The organism is Paraprevotella xylaniphila YIT 11841, assembly GCF_900683745.1.
GTDB lineage: Bacteria > Bacteroidota > Bacteroidia > Bacteroidales > Bacteroidaceae > Paraprevotella > Paraprevotella xylaniphila.
This window is the reverse complement of record NZ_LR215980.1, coordinates 43,797-60,477: the sequence shown is the minus strand read 5'-3', so window position 1 is coordinate 60,477 and position 16,681 is coordinate 43,797. Positions and strand designations below refer to the sequence as shown.

General features: G+C 51.0%; 16 protein-coding genes. 7 read left to right on the top strand and 9 right to left on the bottom strand.

The window, feature by feature from the left end:
- Positions 1-86 precede the first annotated feature (86 nt).
- Together E0E47_RS00345 and mfd are read right to left on the bottom strand one after the other, a co-directional pair.
- Positions 87-305: a hypothetical protein gene (locus tag E0E47_RS00345; protein ID WP_232038271.1), complete on the bottom strand. Its 219-nt coding sequence runs from the start codon at positions 303-305 to the stop codon at positions 87-89.
- Between the two features lie 439 nt (positions 306-744).
- Positions 745-4,146 (bottom strand): transcription-repair coupling factor, encoded by a 3,402-nt coding sequence (gene mfd, locus E0E47_RS00340; RefSeq protein WP_130892538.1) that lies wholly within the window; start codon positions 4,144-4,146, stop codon positions 745-747.
- A gap of 151 nt (positions 4,147-4,297) precedes the next feature.
- Between mfd and E0E47_RS00335 the strand changes: the two genes are divergently transcribed.
- Complete coding sequence (locus tag E0E47_RS00335) at positions 4,298-5,041, top strand: polyprenol monophosphomannose synthase (protein WP_172604613.1); 744 nt, start codon at positions 4,298-4,300, stop codon at positions 5,039-5,041.
- A gap of 156 nt (positions 5,042-5,197) precedes the next feature.
- On the opposite strand, the gene E0E47_RS00330 is transcribed toward E0E47_RS00335, so the two are convergent.
- Positions 5,198-5,842 (bottom strand): hypothetical protein, encoded by a 645-nt coding sequence (locus E0E47_RS00330; RefSeq protein ID WP_130892536.1) that lies wholly within the window; start codon positions 5,840-5,842, stop codon positions 5,198-5,200.
- A 135-nt stretch (positions 5,843-5,977) separates the two neighbouring features.
- Between E0E47_RS00330 and dinD the strand changes: the two genes are divergently transcribed.
- The 5 genes from dinD (at position 5,978) to E0E47_RS00305 (ending at position 11,179) form a co-directional block, all read left to right on the top strand.
- Positions 5,978-6,811: a DNA damage-inducible protein D gene (gene dinD, locus E0E47_RS00325; protein ID WP_008619513.1), complete on the top strand. Its 834-nt coding sequence runs from the start codon at positions 5,978-5,980 to the stop codon at positions 6,809-6,811.
- 77 nt (positions 6,812-6,888) lie between these two features.
- A complete protein-coding gene (locus E0E47_RS00320; protein WP_172604738.1) occupies positions 6,889-8,265 on the top strand; it encodes a dihydroorotase in 1,377 nt (458 codons plus the stop codon).
- Positions 8,250-9,173 (top strand): vitamin B12 dependent-methionine synthase activation domain-containing protein, encoded by a 924-nt coding sequence (locus E0E47_RS00315; RefSeq protein ID WP_130892534.1) that lies wholly within the window; start codon positions 8,250-8,252, stop codon positions 9,171-9,173. Before E0E47_RS00320 ends, E0E47_RS00315 begins: the two co-directional genes overlap by 16 nt.
- 16 nt (positions 9,174-9,189) lie before the next feature.
- The gene (locus E0E47_RS00310; protein ID WP_130892533.1) at positions 9,190-10,380 is read left to right on the top strand and encodes a metallophosphoesterase; all 1,191 of its coding nucleotides are present in this window, start codon (positions 9,190-9,192) and stop codon (positions 10,378-10,380) included.
- Between the two features lie 43 nt (positions 10,381-10,423).
- On the top strand, positions 10,424-11,179 hold the full coding sequence (locus E0E47_RS00305; protein ID WP_130892532.1) for a lysophospholipid acyltransferase family protein: 756 nt from the start codon (positions 10,424-10,426) through the stop codon (positions 11,177-11,179).
- Between the two features lie 66 nt (positions 11,180-11,245).
- Here E0E47_RS00305 and E0E47_RS00300 read toward each other — a convergent pair whose 3' ends face one another.
- From E0E47_RS00300 to E0E47_RS00290, 3 genes are all read right to left on the bottom strand, one after another.
- On the bottom strand, positions 11,246-12,013 hold the full coding sequence (locus tag E0E47_RS00300) for a DUF4369 domain-containing protein (protein ID WP_008626046.1): 768 nt from the start codon (positions 12,011-12,013) through the stop codon (positions 11,246-11,248).
- A gap of 74 nt (positions 12,014-12,087) precedes the next feature.
- A complete protein-coding gene (locus tag E0E47_RS00295; protein ID WP_130892531.1) occupies positions 12,088-12,504 on the bottom strand; it encodes a hypothetical protein in 417 nt (138 codons plus the stop codon).
- Positions 12,488-12,808, bottom strand: coding sequence for an FtsB family cell division protein (locus E0E47_RS00290; RefSeq protein WP_008626049.1), 321 nt, complete (start codon positions 12,806-12,808; stop codon positions 12,488-12,490). Before E0E47_RS00290 ends, E0E47_RS00295 begins: the two co-directional genes overlap by 17 nt.
- Positions 12,809-12,918: 110 nt before the next feature.
- Here E0E47_RS00290 and E0E47_RS00285 point away from each other — a divergent pair, with 110 nt between their 5' ends.
- Positions 12,919-14,733: a DNA polymerase III subunit gamma/tau gene (locus E0E47_RS00285; RefSeq protein ID WP_130892530.1), complete on the top strand. Its 1,815-nt coding sequence runs from the start codon at positions 12,919-12,921 to the stop codon at positions 14,731-14,733.
- Between the two features lie 31 nt (positions 14,734-14,764).
- On the opposite strand, the gene queF is transcribed toward E0E47_RS00285, so the two are convergent.
- Genes queF through E0E47_RS00270 form a run of 3 tightly spaced genes read right to left on the bottom strand, consistent with a single transcriptional unit; the run spans position 14,765 to position 16,604 of the window.
- Positions 14,765-15,232: a preQ(1) synthase gene (gene queF, locus E0E47_RS00280; RefSeq protein WP_008626052.1), complete on the bottom strand. Its 468-nt coding sequence runs from the start codon at positions 15,230-15,232 to the stop codon at positions 14,765-14,767.
- Complete coding sequence (gene queC / locus E0E47_RS00275) at positions 15,229-15,918, bottom strand: 7-cyano-7-deazaguanine synthase QueC (RefSeq protein WP_172604737.1); 690 nt, start codon at positions 15,916-15,918, stop codon at positions 15,229-15,231. The genes queF and queC overlap by 4 nt, the downstream gene beginning before the upstream one ends.
- Positions 15,919-15,920: 2 nt before the next feature.
- On the bottom strand, positions 15,921-16,604 hold the full coding sequence (locus E0E47_RS00270; protein ID WP_008626066.1) for a queuosine precursor transporter: 684 nt from the start codon (positions 16,602-16,604) through the stop codon (positions 15,921-15,923).
- Between the last annotated feature and the right edge of the window lie 77 nt (positions 16,605-16,681).

Below are 16,681 nucleotides of genomic sequence, written 5' to 3'. Positions count from 1 at the left end.
TTAAACTGATGCAAAGTTAAGGAGGAAAATGCGTTAAGACATATAGAATTTGTGGACGTAACGGCCACAAAGCGTAGACAAAACCGCTACGGTTTGTTATCGGAAACAAAATCGTCGGTATAGTACTTAAAGAAATCATGGGACAAAATACAAGAAATACGATAGAGCAACAACGTGTCTATGCTCTCCTTACGGAATAGTTTGTACACATTGGTACGGTCGCAATAGAGTTCCTTTGCGAACCATGACACGGAACGTCGCTGGCGGCGCAGTTCCTGTTCAATGAGTTGACCAATGTGTACCATAAAAACAAAAGCGTAAACCATCCAGTGCTTATTGCCTGCCTGAGGTACCGCCAAGTAACCTGAAGATCGCATATAAGCACAGACGGTTCACGCCCGTTAGGACGCGAACCTCTCGTAGCTTATCCTCTGATCTTCAAATTTTGGCGGTTTTCAGACAGTGAGAATGTAAGCTAAAAGCTCGTTTTCTTAAAAGCTGAATGGAATCGCTATTCCACTATTTATATGTTTATCTTTTTTGTCGTCTGACTACTTTTGTTCTTATAAAGCCCCAAAGTTACGAAGATTCCGGCAAAAGTACAAACAGGTAAAAGAAAAGCGGTAGTTCGGCTTCCGAGATAGCTTGCCTCGAAATGCTCAATCATTGAGCATTGTTCTCCGTTTCTTACTCAACGATTGAGCAAAATGAGTATCTTTTCCCTCCATACTTTCAAGCATGTGCTCACACCGCCTGTAACTCCGAAATCTGCCGGAGTATCTGGACAGCCTCTTTCACCGAACGCACCTCCTGAATCACCATCGAACGGCGGCCGTTCGCCTCACGCAGGTTGCTACGGTGGGCATTCATGGCAGCATACGCGATGCACTGCCCGAAAGCCTTGCTCTCGAAATAGGCGCTCTTCTCGTTCTGCACGAAATAAAGCACCATGCGCCCGGCCTTGAGGAATATCTTTTCCGCACCGAGACACTTGCCGAGGCGGCGGAGCGCCACCACGCGAATCAGTTCCTCACCCTCCTCCGGAATCTCCCCGAAACGGTCTTTCATACGCAAGCGGAATGCCTCCACGTCTTCGTCGCGTTCCAGACCGTCCAGTTCGCGGTAAAGAAGCATGCGCTCGCTGCTGCTGGGCACATAATCGTCGGGGAAAGACATCTGCAAGTCGCTCTCCAACGCGCACTCGTCCACAAAGTTCTCACCGCCCAAGTCGTTCCCCTTCCTGATTTCCTCGGCATAGAGGTCGCCGAACTCATCGTTCTTCAGTTCCTTCACGGCTTCGGACAAAATCTTCTGATAGGTCTCATATCCCAAATCGGCGATGAAACCGCTCTGCTCGGCTCCCAACAGGTTACCCGCCCCACGGATATCCAAGTCCTGCATGGCGATGTGGATACCCGATCCGAGGTCACTGAAGTTCTCGATGGCCTGAAGGCGGCGGCGCGCCTCCGGTGTCAAGGCAGCCAAAGGAGGTGCCAAAAGGTAACAGAAAGCTTTCTTGTTGCTGCGCCCTACTCGGCCTCGCATCTGGTGCAAGTCGCTCAGACCGAAGTTCTGCGCCCCATTGATGATAATCGTATTGGCATTGGGGATGTCTATACCGCTCTCGATAATGGTGGTGGACACCAACACGTCGTAATCGTAATTCACAAAACCGAGAATAATCTTCTCCAATTCTTCTGGTGGCATCTGCCCGTGCCCCACACATACGCGGGCATCCGGCACATGCTTGTGCAACAGTGCCTCCAAATCGTAAAGACTGGAAATACGGTTGTTCACGATGAACACCTGCCCGTTGCGGCTCATCTCGAAATTGACCGCCTCGGCGATTAGTTCCGCACTGAACGTGTGCACCTCGGTCTGCACGGGATAACGGTTGGGCGGCGGGGTCTGTATGACCGACAAATCGCGTGCCCCCATCAGGGAGAACTGCAACGTACGCGGAATCGGCGTGGCGGTAAGCGTCAGCGTGTCCACATTGACCTTCATCTGGCGCAGCTTTTCCTTGGTAGCCACCCCGAACTTCTGCTCTTCGTCGATAATCAACAGGCCAAGGTCCTTAAACTTCACCGACTTACCAATCAGTTTGTGCGTCCCCACAATGATATTGATTTTTCCGTCGGCCAAATCCTTCAAAATGTCTTTGGTTTTGGCCGCGCTACGGGCACGGCTCAGGTAATCCACCCGGACGGGCATTCCTTTCAGACGCGAAGAGAAAGTCTGGAAATGCTGGTAGGCTAACACTGTGGTAGGCACCAACACCGCCACCTGCTTATTGTCCGCACAAGCCTTGAAGGCAGCACGAATGGCCACCTCGGTCTTGCCGAATCCCACATCCCCACATACCAGGCGGTCCATCGGACGGTCGCGCTCCATGTCGGCCTTCACGGCCTGCGTGGCTTTCAACTGGTCGGGGGTATCCTCATAAAGGAAACTGGCCTCCAGTTCGTGCTGCATGAAACTGTCAGGACTGAACGCGAAACCTTTCTCCTGCCGACGCAGGGAATACAACTTGATGAGGTCTCGCGCAATGTCCTTGATCTTAGTCTTCGTCCGCTCTTTCAGGCGTTCCCATGCCCCCGTGCCCAACTTGTTCAACCGGGGAGGCTCGCCCTCCTTGCCACGGTATTTGCTCACCTTGTGCAGGGAGTGAATGGAGACGAACACCACATCGTCGTTCTGATAGATTATCTTGATGACTTCCTGCATGGTGCCGCCATTGGGAATGCGTACCAAACCACCGAACTTCCCGACCCCGTGATCTACGTGAACCACATAATCGCCGATGTTAAACTCCTGAAGTTCTTTCAACGAAAGAGCCACTTTGCCGCTCCGCGCCTTATCGCTGCGGAGGTTATACTTATGGAAACGGTCGAAAATCTGATGGTCGGTGAAAAAGCACGTCTTGAGGTCGTCGTCGGCAAACCCGGCGTGCAAAGTACGGTTCACGGGAGTAAAGTCGATACCCGAAGCCTGTTCCGTGAAAATGGAAGCTAACCGGTCGGTCTGTTTGGCCGAATCGGCCAATATATATAAGGTGTAGCCATTTTCCAAATACTCATGGAAAGTACGATTCACCAATTCAAAATTCTTATGGAAAATAGGTTGTGCCGTCAGGTGGAAACGCACGGTGGCCTGCGGTGTGGCGGACGGCTTGTTCCCAATCTCTACCCTGCGGAAATCGAGCATTCCCTTCATCAAGGCCGACCCGTCGACAAGCATCAGGTCGGCACGAAGTTTCTCGTGCCGCTCCGCCTCTTCCATCTCCGTCCGGGCCTGCTCGTCCATCAGGGCCTGCGTCGAAAAACCGTCGGCATATACCCGGTCGGCCACGTCACGCAAGAAGAACAAATCTTTCATCACCAAGACGGTCTCCGGGGGCAGGAAGTCCGTGAACGGCACCTTGCCCTGCGTATAACCGGCCAGTTCGGGCACGATGACGATTTCTTCCTGTTTATCACGCGAAAGTTGCGTCTGCACTTCAAACGTACGGATACTGTCCACTTCATCGCCGAAAAAGTCCACCCGGTAAGGCCATTCCGAGGAGAACGAAAACACATCGAGGATACTGCCCCGCACGGCGAACTGCCCCGGTTCGTAGACATAATCCACACGCCGGAAACCGAACGCACGCAAAGTCTCCTCCACGAACGTGATGTCCACCCGCTCGCTAGCATGCAGCCTCAGCGTCTGCTCATCCAGTTTCTGCCGCGACACGACTTTTTCCATCACCGCCTCGGGATAAGTGACCACGAAAAGTGGGCAATGTCCTGCCGACAAACGGCTGATGACCTCCGTGCGGAGTATCTCGTTGGCCGCATCCCGCTGCCCGAACTTCACCGCCCGGCGGAACGAAGAAGGAAAATAGAACACTTCTTGGTCACCCAAAATCTGCGTCAGGTCGTGATAAAAATACCCGGCCTCTTCCGCATCATCCAACACGAAAACATACGGACAAGCCATCACCTGCGGACAAGCTGCGGCCACACTGCTGAACAGCAAAGGAGCGGCCGACGCGCACAGTCCTTCCGCGAAAATCGTCCGTGCGGAACCGTCCTGCAAAGCCTTTGCCAAAGCCTTTACCGACTTATGCCCTGCATAGAGGGCCTGTAAACCTTGTATCTCCATGATTCAATCCGGTGCAAAATTACAAAGAATCACTAAAAAAACACTTCCGCCGGAAGAAATATTTCCACTCTATTACCTGTATTCGTGATTTATGTCTATATTTGTTTCACGAATACAAACGAAGTCATTCACTTTTAAAGCTGACAGAAATATGCGTTCAGACAGTGTAGTTATCATTCCTACGTACAACGAAAAGGAAAACATAGAAAACATCATCCGGGCCGTATTCGGACTGGAACAACCGTTCGACATGCTGATCATAGACGACGGCTCGCCCGACGGCACGGCGACCATCGTGAAACGCCTCATGGCGAACGAGTTCAAAGACCGCCTGCATCTCATCGAACGTACGGGGAAATTAGGTCTCGGCACAGCTTACATTGCGGGATTCAAATGGGCTGTGGCGCAGAAATACGACTATGTCTTCGAGATGGACGCCGACTTCAGCCACAACCCGAACGACCTTCCGCGACTGTACGCCGCTTGTGCCCAAGAGGGATACGACGTGGCCATCGGGTCGCGCTACGTGAACGGGGTGAACGTGGTGAACTGGCCCATGGGGCGCATCCTGATGTCCTACTACGCCTCTAAATACGTGCGCATCATCACGGGGCTGAAGATAAACGACACCACGGCCGGATTTAAATGTTACCGCCGCCGTGTATTGGAAACCATCGAACTAGACAAGGTCCGCTTCAAAGGATATGCCTTCCAGATAGAAATGAAGTTCACCGCCAAGCAGTGCGGTTTCAAGATAAAGGAAGTGCCGGTCATCTTCGTCAACCGCGAGTTGGGCACGAGCAAGATGAGCGGCGGCATTTTCAGCGAAGCCGTGTTCGGGGTCATCCGCCTACGGCTCGATGGTTGGTTCAGACACTATCCGAAGCCATCTTAGAATCAACGGTTTACGAAACCCTGATTTTTCTCCGCAGATTAACATTTTTTTCTCATGAGATTAAAAAATCGTTCTGCTGAGATTGATTTTCCAATCTCAGCAGAACGATTTCCGGTTCTCTTCCGGATGATTTCCCTAGATGCAAAAAGGCTGTTTTCAATCCTCGTAAATCCCCTTTGCGTCCACCCCCAAAAGTTCGCAAAGTTGGAGCACCATCTCCTGCGGAAGCCCCATGCGCGGGTCATCCGTCGCAGGCCACAGGGATGCCAGGAAGTGAGGCCACTCCTCACGGTAAACTCTGGCCATGCGATGATTGTAATCCGAAGCCTGCCGCAAGGAGAAACGTACGTTGGCTATGCGGTCGGCCAACTTGACCATGGGGGCGTAAGGTGTGGCACGGATACCCTCATAATATTTCACTCCTGCACGCTCGGCACGCGTACGCCCTTTTTCATTCGTCAACGCGTACACAATCTCAGCCGCCATGAACGCCTGCGCCTCGTCCAGCCCCAAAGACCGGGCGCGTTTCCGCACGTCGTTGTACGTCAGACGGGCATCCTCGATACTGTCGTGGAACCACGCCCCGAACATCACGGCCGGCACGTCTTCCGCCCGCGTGCACACCTCGCCTCCATAACGGGCCACCAGTTCTGCCACACCGTCCAAATGGTAAGAATAAGGCAAATCCCTGCCATAAAATTGGTTGACGGCCGCATGCGCCTCATGCGCGGCATGGCGGACACGTTCCAACAAATCCGACTGCCGTTCCAGTATTTCAGAAAATAAAGTCTTGCATTCCATATTCCTTTGATTTTGATTTACAAAGGAAACAAAAATCCATATACCGGACAAGATTCCGCCCGACAAGATTCCGCCAATAAGAAGTATTTATTAAATTTGCAGGAGATGCGGATACAAAAACATCGATGAAGGCACATGAAGACAGAAGAAATCATAGAACTTTTCCGGCAATTCGAATCGATAGCCAACGAATATGAAGGTGTCGAATGTTGGAGCGCAAGGGAACTTGCCAAATTACTTGGATACGCCCAATGGCGCAATTTTGAAAACATAGTAAACAAAGCCAAAGCGGCATGTGAACATGCAGAACAAGAGGTTTCATACCATTTTGCTGAAGTCGGCAAAATGGTTTCCCTCGGTTCCGGTTCGGAACGCGAAGTTTCCGATTATATGCTCACCCGCTATGCCTGTTACCTCGTCGCCCAGAACGGTGACCCGAGAAAACCGCAAGTAGCATTTGCCCAAAATTATTTCGCCGTGCAGACGAGACGAGCCGAACTGGTACAACAACGTATCCTCGACTACGAACGGATACAAGCGCGCACCAAACTTGCAGAAACAGAAAAACGCCTGTCCGGTATACTTTATGAACGTGGCGTGGACAGCAAAGGCTTTGCTCTTATCCGTTCAAAAGGAGACAAGGCCTTGTTTCGTATCGACACAGCATTGCTCAAAAGGAAATTAGGAGCACCAGAAAGCCGTCCATTGGCCGACTTTTTGCCTACAATCAGTATTAAAGCCAAAGACTTCGCAGCAGAAATGACCTCTGTCAACGTACAACAAAAGGACTTGTACGGACAACAAGAAATCGGGAAAGAACACGTAGACAACAATGCCGCCGTACGAGACATGCTCCTGCAACGAGGTATTGTTCCTGAACAACTTCCACCCGGTGAAGATGTGAAAAAAGTGGAACGAAGGCTTAAATCAGAAGAGAAACGGCTGACCGGAAAAGCGAAAAAGAAATAACCGAACACGCCTATCATCTTCTCCGAAAATAAAATATTATAAAAACAGGAGCTGAAAAAGACCCTATAAAGAAAACCATTATGAGAACCAGAATACAAAATGCCACCATCGTCAACGAAGGAAAACGCTTCGTAGGCACGGTTACACTGGAAGACGACAAAATACTCAGCATCATCCCGTCCACGGAACAGGCAAAGGCCCTTCCGCCGACCGACCGCGTGATAGACGCCGAAGGGCTGTACCTGATACCGGGCGTGATAGACGACCATGTGCATTTCCGCGAACCGGGACTGACCCACAAGGCCGACATCGCCACCGAAAGCCGGGCGGCCGCCGCCGGAGGCGTGACGTCGTACATGGACATGCCGAACGTCGTGCCGCAGACCACCACCCTCGAAGCCTTGGACGACAAATTCCGGTTGGCAGCGGAAAAGAGCCTCGTCAACTATTCTTTCTTCTTCGGGGCCACCCATACGAACACCGGCATGTTGGAACAACTGGATCCGCACAAGGTATGTGGCGTCAAACTGTTCATGGGAAGCAGCACGGGCAATATGCTCGTCGACCGCGAAGACGCGCTACGCGCCATATTCAGCCGCTCCCCCCTGCTCATCATGACCCATTGCGAAGACTCGTCCATCATATCGGCCAACCTGAAATCGTTCCGGGAACGGTATGGAGACGACCCGGACGTGAAATACCACCCTGCCATCCGCAACGAAGAAGCTTGTTTCCGTTCTACGGAACTGGCCGTCAAACTGGCACGGGAAACCGGTGCGCGACTCCATGTGGCCCATGTCAGCACCGCACGCGAACTCTCCCTTTTCAGCCGTGGACCGTTGTTTGACGAAACCACGGAACGCATGAAAACTGTCACTGCCGAAGCCTGCATCGCCCATCTGTTTTACACGGATGCCGACTATGCCCGCCTCGGGACACGCATCAAATGCAATCCGGCTATCAAAAGCGGTGCCGACCGGGCGGCTTTGCGACAGGCATTGACCGACGGACGTATCGACGTGATAGGCACGGACCACGCTCCCCACCTGCCTGCTGAAAAAGAAGGCGGTTGCATGAAAGCGGTCTCCGGCATGCCCATGGTGCAGTTCTCGCTCGTCACGATGCTCCGCCTCTCCGACGAAGGCGTGCTGCCCGTCGAACGTGTCGTGGACCTGATGTGCCATGCCCCGGCCCGGCTATTCCAAATCAAAGGCCGCGGTTTCCTCCGCGAAGGTGCACAAGCAGACCTCGTACTGCTCCGTCCGTCCTGCCCGTGGACCTTACGGAGAGAGGACATCCTGAGCCGCTGCGGTTGGAGCCCGTTAGAAGGAGAAACGTTCAACTGGTCGGTAGAACAGACCTACTGTAACGGGCATTTAGTATATAATCACGGCCATATAGACACAGACGTCTGCGGCCGGCAACTTACTTTCGACCGATGCCCCATACATTGACTTATCACATACACGAGGTGGCTCCCTACATCAACTGGATATACTTTTTCCACGCCTGGGGATTCCCGCCGCGCTTTGCCGCCATCAGCCGCATACACGGCTGCGACGCCTGTCGCGCCGGTTGGTTGGCTGAATTTCCGGAAGAGGAAAGGACGCGGGCGGCCGAGGCCATGCAGCTATTCAAGGATGCCAACCGCATGTTGGCACAGTGGGACGGAGATTTCCACACCCACGTACGTTTCGGGCTATATCCGGCCTGTTCGGACGGCGACGACCTGCTTCTTACCGACCCGGAACAGGAGGGGCGTACGCTTCGCCTCGCCTTGCTGCGCCAACAACACACCACGAAACCGGACGAACCTTATCTTTGCCTTTCGGATTTCGTACGTCCGCTATCGCAAGACATACCCGATACCGTGGGAGTTTTCGCGGCTACTGTAGATGCGGACATGGAACATCTCTACGAAACCGGTGCATACGCCGATGACTTCAAACACTTGTTGGCACAGACATTGGCAGACCGCTTGGCCGAAGCCTCTACGGAAAAAATGCACCAAGAAGTGCGTACAACCTACTGGGGATATGCAAAAGACGAACAGTTGTCCATCGAAGACCTATTGGTGGAGAAGTTTGCCGGCATCCGGCCGGCCGTAGGCTATCCTTCCCTGCCGGACCAGTCGGTCAATTTCGTGCTGTCGGAATGGTTGGGTTTTCCGGAAATCGGTATCCGGCTGACCGAAAACGGTGCCATGGTGCCGCATGCCTCGGTAAGCGGACTCATGCTGTCCCATCCCTCCGCACGCTACTTCGCCGTAGGGAAAATCGGGGAAGACCAGTTGGAAGATTATGCCCGGCGACGCGGCCTGCCCGTGGAAACGATGCGTAAATTCTTAGCCGCTAACTTTTAACCGTCAAAACAAAAATATGGTATTACGAATACTTCCCGTCTTATTGCTGACGTTGATATTGTCCGATGTCTACCTGTACTTCAAGTTCATGCGCGGACGCAGGCACCCTCTTTGGGCCTATTTTCTCTTTTTCCTGCCCAACGCATTGTTGCTGATTGCCGCCCTCATACTGACTTGGACGGAAAACCATACGCCGGAGAACATGACCCAAATGGTCATCTTCTTCAGTCTCTACATGCTCATCGCGCTGCCCAAGATGCTGTTCCTTATCGTGGATTTGACAGGAAAAAGCATCTGCCTGTTTTTCCCCCGTGCCAAAAAGGCATGCACGATGGTAAGTTCCGCCGCGTCTCTCCTTTTGTTCTGCATCATGGGAGCGGGGTTGAGTTTCGGACCTACCCTTTTGCAAGTCCGCCACACGGACTTCTCCTCGGCCGACCTTCCGCCTGCCTTCGACGGCTATCGCATCGTGCAGTTCAGCGACCTTCACCTCACAAGTTTCAGGAACCGGCCGGAAATGGTGGAGAAAGTCGTGGAACGCATCATGGAACAATGCCCCGACATGATCGTGTTTACCGGTGATTTGGTCAGCACGGAAGCAAACGAATTAGACAGGTTCGACGAGATACTTTCCCGCCTGCACGCACCGGACGGGGTGTATTCCATCTTAGGCAACCACGACTACCTGACATACGCCCGCTACCTTTCTCCCGAAGAGCAAGCCGCCCAACGGGAAAAGTTGAAGGAAAGGCAACGTGCCATGAACTGGGACCTGCTACTGAACGAACACCGCATCATACATCAAGGCCGGGACAGCATCGTGCTCGTCGGCGTAGAGAACGACGGGAAACCACCCTTTCCCGAACGCGGCGACCTGAAAAAAGCGTTGGACGGACTTCCCGGATATGGGGCGAACAATGATTCGACCCGTATCTTTAAAGTGTTGCTCAGCCATGACCCCACCCACTGGCGGCGCAAGGTATTGCCGCAAACCGACATCCAACTCACACTGTCGGGGCATACCCACGGCATGCAGTTCATGCTCTTCGGGTGGTCCCCCTCCGAATATTTTTATCCCGAGTGGAAATACATGTACCGCGAAGGCGAACGTGGATTATACGTCAGCCTGGGCATCGGCGGGGCACTCATTCCTTTCCGGTTCGGTGCATGGCCCGAAATTAACGTCATAACCTTGCACAATAAATAGGTATTCCTTAACTTTGTACAAATAAACTGTCAAAGAAAACAAGATGTTACTCTATCGAATCTACCAACTCTGTATCGCGCTGCCCGTCCTGTTGGTCTGCACCATGCTGACGGCCATCGTCACCATCATCGGTTCGTGGATAGGCAACGCTCATTTCTGGGGATATTATCCCGGGAAAATCTGGTCTATCATCATCTGCCGCGTGCTCTTCATCCCGGTTATCGTACGCGGCCATGAAAACGTGGACAAGAAAACCTCATACGTGTTTGTGGCCAACCATCAGGGGGCATTCGACATCTTTTTGATTTACGGCTTCTTGGGCCGCAATTTCAAATGGATGATGAAAAAATCATTGAGGAAAATCTTCTTGGTTGGAAAAGCATGCGAGAGCGCACGTCACATCTTCGTAGACAAGTCAGGACCGAAGAAAATCCAGGAGACTTACGCCAAAGCCCGTGAAATCCTAAAGGAAGGAACCTCTTTGGTCGTATTTCCCGAAGGCGCCCGCTCGTTCACCGGACACATGGGAGTGTTCAAGAAAGGAGCATTCCAATTGGCGGACGAACTGCAACTTCCCGTGGTTCCCGTAACCATCGACGGATCATTCGACATTCTTCCACGTACGAAAGGGTTCGGTTTCGTTAAGCGCAACAAACTGACTCTCACCATCCACCACCCCATCCTACCCAAGGGAAAGGGACCGGAAAATATCAAAGAAACGATGGAGGAAGCATACCAAGCCGTCATGGCAGGCCTTCCGCCCGAACGGCAAGGCTTTATTAAGAATGAAGACCAGTAAATCCTTTTTTCAAACACATACGGCTCGCCCTAACAGGCGAGCCGTAATCCTATCCGGACAAAAGATTTATTTTAAAGAATCAGTACCCGAAAAATCCGGTAACACAGCCAAAGAGTCTTCCGGCAAGACATCGTCATAACCATACCCCATTTGCTCCATATTCTCTTTCGCAGCCTTGATATAGTTCTTCACATACACATCGTTCTTAAAATAAGGAGTAGCTTTGGCCATGATCTCTTCTATTTGAGGAGTCATCACCGGATAAGGATAACTGCTTGTCAGAATCATAAAAACGCCTGCTCCTAAGACATTATCGAAATTGGACGTAATGAAATTGGTAATCAAACGGTCGTTCTGCAATGCCAAACGGTTGGCCTCGTCATTCAAACGCACCATAATGACATCCTCATCCACCCCATCCATAATCATTTGGCTTTCCTTATGCGGCAATTCTGCAATCTGATTGTCCAACCGCGTCTTGCGACGTATAAAACTATATAAGGTATCGTTCAGGGCACTTCCTGTCACGTATTGGCGTGCCGTACTGATGTGTATGGACAGTTCTTCCGGTCCAAGGACAAACGGCATCAGGCATTCATCATCTATAAAAAGGCTGACCATCATGACAGAATCCAATGCACCGATAAAATTAAACTTCCCATGCACCACGTCGCTAGAGTCAATGTCCACCAAATCATTATCCTTATAGGCTTTCAAATACAGCTTTTTCCCATCCATGGTCTGTATCGTAGAGTTTCCTTCCACCATGTATTCTGTCTGGTGGCAAGAAGACAACACCATAAGGCTCACCAATATCCATAAAAAATTTTTCATTCTTCTTATATTATTCCGGACTTATAGGGGTACAAAGATAAGGGCTTGTCACCAGAGGATAAAGCGTTTTATCACTATTTAAGCTTGTCTTTCCCGTTTTTAAATTTATTGTTGTTGTTTCGTGGCTCTTCCTTCTCCAATTCGGCCGGAATACGAAAAGCGGTATACAATTCCAACACGCAAGCGACTGCCAGGCATACCACCCATTCCTGTCTGCGGGCAAAACCGAAATCAAAAATACGCATAGCCATAAAAAAGGCTGTACAAACCAGCAAAAGCGCACCGATGACTTGTTGCCCCCGCAACCGGCGGATAACGAGATTATCCCCTTCGTACCCGGCACACAACTGCATGGCCGCAAAAGCGCAAGCCCCTACTGCGTAAAAATAAAAAGCATAAAGCCACCCGGTAAAAAAAGTAGCCGCACCAATCAACAACAGCACAGCCCCGGCTATGAATACTATGTTTTGAATCTTATTCAGCTTCTTCATTCGTAGTCTTTTCTTGTATGACAAAAATATCTTCGTCGTCCGTTTTCATGTAATACCGCTCACGTGCAATCTCGATTAACACGTCAGGGTCGGTGTTCATTTCCTCCAAATAACGCGTGTCATGCTCGTACATCTCCGTGTACTTCCGGATTTCAGAGCGCAATTCAGCCAACTCAGCCTTATGACGATAGCGGCTCCACAAACTGTTTTCGTCTACCACTCCCATCAACAAGACGAAAAGCCCGATGACAAAACCATATTTGTGCCGGCGAAAGATATTCCAAAAAGTATGAAGCTTACCCATAACTTGACTTGTTTATAGGGGCAAAGATACGACAAAATCAACGAAAACGGAGGTTACGCCCGTTTTTTTTGCTAAATTTGCTTTGCGAATAACTAATTCATCAATCCATCATGGGAGAATACATCGTATCGGCACGAAAATACCGCCCCTCGGCATTCGATGCCGTGGTGGGACAGGAGGCGCTCACCACGACTCTGAAAAACGCCATTGCAGCCGGTAAACTGGCACATGCTTACCTGTTCTGCGGACCACGCGGAGTGGGAAAAACGACTTGTGCCCGCATCTTTGCCAAAACCATCAACTGCCTGCACCCGTCCGGCAACGGGGAGGCTTGCGATGAATGCGAATCATGCAAGGCTTTCAACGAACAGCGTTCACTCAACATCCACGAACTGGACGCGGCCTCAAACAACTCGGTGGAGGAAATACGTGCCTTAATAGAAAAAGTGCGTATCCCGCCGCAGGTGGGACACTATAAGGTGTTCATCATCGACGAGGTGCACATGCTGTCCACGGCCGCATTCAATGCTTTTCTCAAGACGTTGGAAGAGCCTCCTTCGTATGTTATCTTTATCCTGGCCACTACGGAAAAGCATAAAATCCTGCCCACCATATTGAGCCGTTGCCAAGTGTACGACTTCAACCGCATGAGCGTGCAGGCCATTGTCAACCACCTGAAGTTCGTGGCAGACAAAGAGGGATATGCATACGAGCCGGAGGCACTGAACATCATTGCCCAAAAGGCAGACGGCGGCATGCGTGACGCACTTTCTATCTTCGACCAGACGGTAAGCTTCACGGGAGGAAACCTGACGTATAAAAAGGTAATAGAAAACCTGAACGTATTGGACTATGAATACTACTTCCGCCTGACGGACCATTTCCTGAAAAACGAGGCAGCGCAGTGCATGTTGGTCTTCAACGAGATTTTAGAGAAAGGTTTTGAAGGCAGCCATTTCATTACAGGATTGGCATCCCACCTGCGCGACCTATTGGTCAGCCACGATGCTGTGACACTCCCCTTGTTGGAAGTGAGCGACAGCATCAGGGCACATTATCAGGAACAGTCGCAACGGTGCACGCCCAAATTCCTCTACCGTGCCATCAAGTTGTGCAGCGACTGCGACTTGAACTACCGGGCTAGCAAAAACAAACGGTTGTTAGTGGAAATCACCTTGATACAACTGTCGCAACTGACCTTGGAAGATGACAGCGCCGGCTCGGGGCGTAGCCCTGAGAAGTCATTACCCCCCCTATTCGCCCAACCTGCCGGAACGGTACAACCGACTACCACTCCGGTCAATCCGCAGAAGCCCCAGGCTCCCGTGGAAAAGGTTGCCTCTGCCGTTCAGGACAGAACGGAATCGTATGAAACGCGCAAATCTCCGCTTCCGGACACCGAAACCACGGAACGCAGGCCTCCCAAAGTCAAACTCGGCTCTTTCGGCCCATCCATCAGCCGGCTTAAACAAGAAATAGGAAATCCCGCCGACACTTCCCAACCAACAGCAAATCAGGTTACAACGCCTGCAGCATCACAGGCACTGAAAGAAGAAGAAAATTATCCTGTCACAGGAGACAACATACGTTTCTGTTGGAATGAGTTCATCAACCTTCTGCCACAAGAAGAAACAGCCATCGCACAACGCATGAAAGTCATCCAACCCAAGCTATTGAAGGATGCCACGTTTGAAGTATTGGTGGACAACGAACAGGTGAAATTCTACATGGAACAAATCGCCCGGCGTATAGAAACCCACATGCGCAAGCAACTCCATAACCGGAACATCACCATGACCGTACGTATTGCCGAGCCGACAGAGGTTACTCGCATCACTAGCAAACCCCAACAATACCAGGCAATGAGCAAACGGAATCCGGCGTTGCAAAAACTAAAAGAAACATTCGGATTGGAATTGGCGTAACCTCTCATCCGAACGTTTCTTCATTTTTCCCTTATTTCAAATCATGATTCATCATGCGGAACTCTGCCATCTGCTCGAACTTCGTACCCTTGCGGCCGTAGTTGGCATACGGATAGATGGAAATGCCCCCGCGCGGAGTAAAGATGCCGGTGACTTCGATGTATTTCGGATCCATCAGACGAATGAGATCCTTCATGATCTTGTTCACGCAATCTTCATGAAAATCGCCATGGTTGCGAAAGCTGAACAAATATAGTTTCAGACTCTTGCTTTCCACCATACGGCGGTCGGGAATATAACTGATACGGATTTCGGCAAAATCAGGCTGTCCCGTAATGGGGCACAGACTCGTGAACTCCGGGCAGTTGAAACGTACCCAATAATCATTGCCGGGATGCTTGTTTTCAAAAGCTTCCAATACCTCAGGAGCATAATCTTGACGATACTCCGTCTTTTTGCCCAACGATTGCAATCCTTCTTTTTCTCTTTCGCTACTCATGGTTCTATATTTTCCTCTACATGCAACTTACATTCTTTCTCTGCCAAATATTTATGCAGGCCTTCATTACGCAACTTACAGGCCGGACAATGGCCGCAACCGTCGCCCTGCACACCGTTGTAGCAGGTCAACGTGTCGTGGCGCACCAAGTCGAGCACGCCCAGTTCGTCGGCCAAAGCCCAGGTCTGGCATTTGTCGATCCACATCAACGGCGTATGCAAGACGAATTGCTCGTCCATGGCCAGATTCAAGGTCACATTCAGACTTTTAATAAACGCGTCCCGACAATCGGGATAACCGCTGAAGTCCGTCTGCGACACACCGGTCACAATATGGTTGACGCCCCGTTCACGGGCATACACGGCAGCAATGCTGATGAAGAACAAATTTCGCCCGGGAACAAACGTGTTCGGACAGCTTCCTTCCGGCTTTTCCTCATCCATCTGCATGGTGGAATCAGTCAACGAGTTCCTCCCCAATGAACCGACGAAAGAAACATCCATACAGTCCCAGTCCACACCGGCCCGTGAAGCTATGGCCTTAGCCAACTCCACTTCCTTCACATGCTTCTGCCCGTACACAAAACTCAAGGCCACGACTTTCTTGAAATGTTTTTTGGCCCAAAACAAACAGGTGGTGGAATCCTGGCCGCCACTGAACACCACCAAGGCGGTTTCCTTATTCATGGTCATAATTGAGACACCTTTAATATATTATAAGAAATGTTCTTGTCGTACACATCCACGCCTTCCACACGTTTCACCCAACGCACCACGCGAATCGTGACGGGAAGTATGATGACCTCATAAAGCGTCTTCAGCAAAATCTGCCAGAACATCATGAGCAACAGATTATCCCAAGGCACAAGACCGCCCAAAGCTATCGGGAAAAAAATCAGCGAATCGGCCGTTTCTCCCGCCACAGAGGACAGGACGGCGCGCAGCGAAAAGCGACGCCCCCCGGAAGCCACCTTCATCACGCTCATGACGTACGCATTAAGGAAGGAGCCGGAAAGGAAAGCCAGAAACGAAGCGGCCGCCACACGGGGAGCCAGACCGAACAGGTTGTGAAAGCCTTCCTCGTTGTTCCAATACGGCGCACCGGGAATGAGGTCGGCCACATAACCGAAGAAGACAAACAGGAAGTTCATCAGGAACCCAGTCCATATCAAGAATTTGGCCTTGTTGAACCCCCAAACCTCGACGATGCAGTCGTTCACGATATAAGAAATGGGAAAGACCAAAATCCCGGCCGTAATATTAAACGGACCGAACATGATTTGCTTCGTGGCCAAAAGATTGGCCGAAATGAGACACACACAAAACAGTATCCCCATCAGCATGAAGGATACACTGACTGTTTTTTCTTTCATATAATCTTGTTTTTTAAGAGGTTACCAAGCACTCATCGCGTATTCTATCCGGAACGCGGGAACAAAGATACGATAAA

Excerpts from the sequence above, each read along its gene's own strand:
- E0E47_RS00345 (WP_232038271.1), bottom strand. The coding sequence starts at position 305 with ATGGTACACATTGGTCAACTCATTGAACAGGAACTGCGCCGCCAGCGA.
- mfd (WP_130892538.1), bottom strand. The coding sequence starts at position 4,146 with ATGGAGATACAAGGTTTACAGGCCCTCTATGCAGGGCATAAGTCGGTA.
- E0E47_RS00335 (WP_172604613.1), top strand. The coding sequence starts at position 4,298 with ATGCGTTCAGACAGTGTAGTTATCATTCCTACGTACAACGAAAAGGAA.
- E0E47_RS00330 (WP_130892536.1), bottom strand. The coding sequence starts at position 5,842 with ATGGAATGCAAGACTTTATTTTCTGAAATACTGGAACGGCAGTCGGAT.
- dinD (WP_008619513.1), top strand. The coding sequence starts at position 5,978 with ATGAAGACAGAAGAAATCATAGAACTTTTCCGGCAATTCGAATCGATA.
- E0E47_RS00315 (WP_130892534.1), top strand. The coding sequence starts at position 8,250 with ATGCCCCATACATTGACTTATCACATACACGAGGTGGCTCCCTACATC.
- E0E47_RS00310 (WP_130892533.1), top strand. The coding sequence starts at position 9,190 with ATGGTATTACGAATACTTCCCGTCTTATTGCTGACGTTGATATTGTCC.
- E0E47_RS00305 (WP_130892532.1), top strand. The coding sequence starts at position 10,424 with ATGTTACTCTATCGAATCTACCAACTCTGTATCGCGCTGCCCGTCCTG.
- E0E47_RS00300 (WP_008626046.1), bottom strand. The coding sequence starts at position 12,013 with ATGAAAAATTTTTTATGGATATTGGTGAGCCTTATGGTGTTGTCTTCT.
- E0E47_RS00295 (WP_130892531.1), bottom strand. The coding sequence starts at position 12,504 with ATGAAGAAGCTGAATAAGATTCAAAACATAGTATTCATAGCCGGGGCT.
- E0E47_RS00290 (WP_008626049.1), bottom strand. The coding sequence starts at position 12,808 with ATGGGTAAGCTTCATACTTTTTGGAATATCTTTCGCCGGCACAAATAT.
- E0E47_RS00285 (WP_130892530.1), top strand. The coding sequence starts at position 12,919 with ATGGGAGAATACATCGTATCGGCACGAAAATACCGCCCCTCGGCATTC.
- queF (WP_008626052.1), bottom strand. The coding sequence starts at position 15,232 with ATGAGTAGCGAAAGAGAAAAAGAAGGATTGCAATCGTTGGGCAAAAAG.
- queC (WP_172604737.1), bottom strand. The coding sequence starts at position 15,918 with ATGAATAAGGAAACCGCCTTGGTGGTGTTCAGTGGCGGCCAGGATTCC.
- E0E47_RS00270 (WP_008626066.1), bottom strand. The coding sequence starts at position 16,604 with ATGAAAGAAAAAACAGTCAGTGTATCCTTCATGCTGATGGGGATACTG.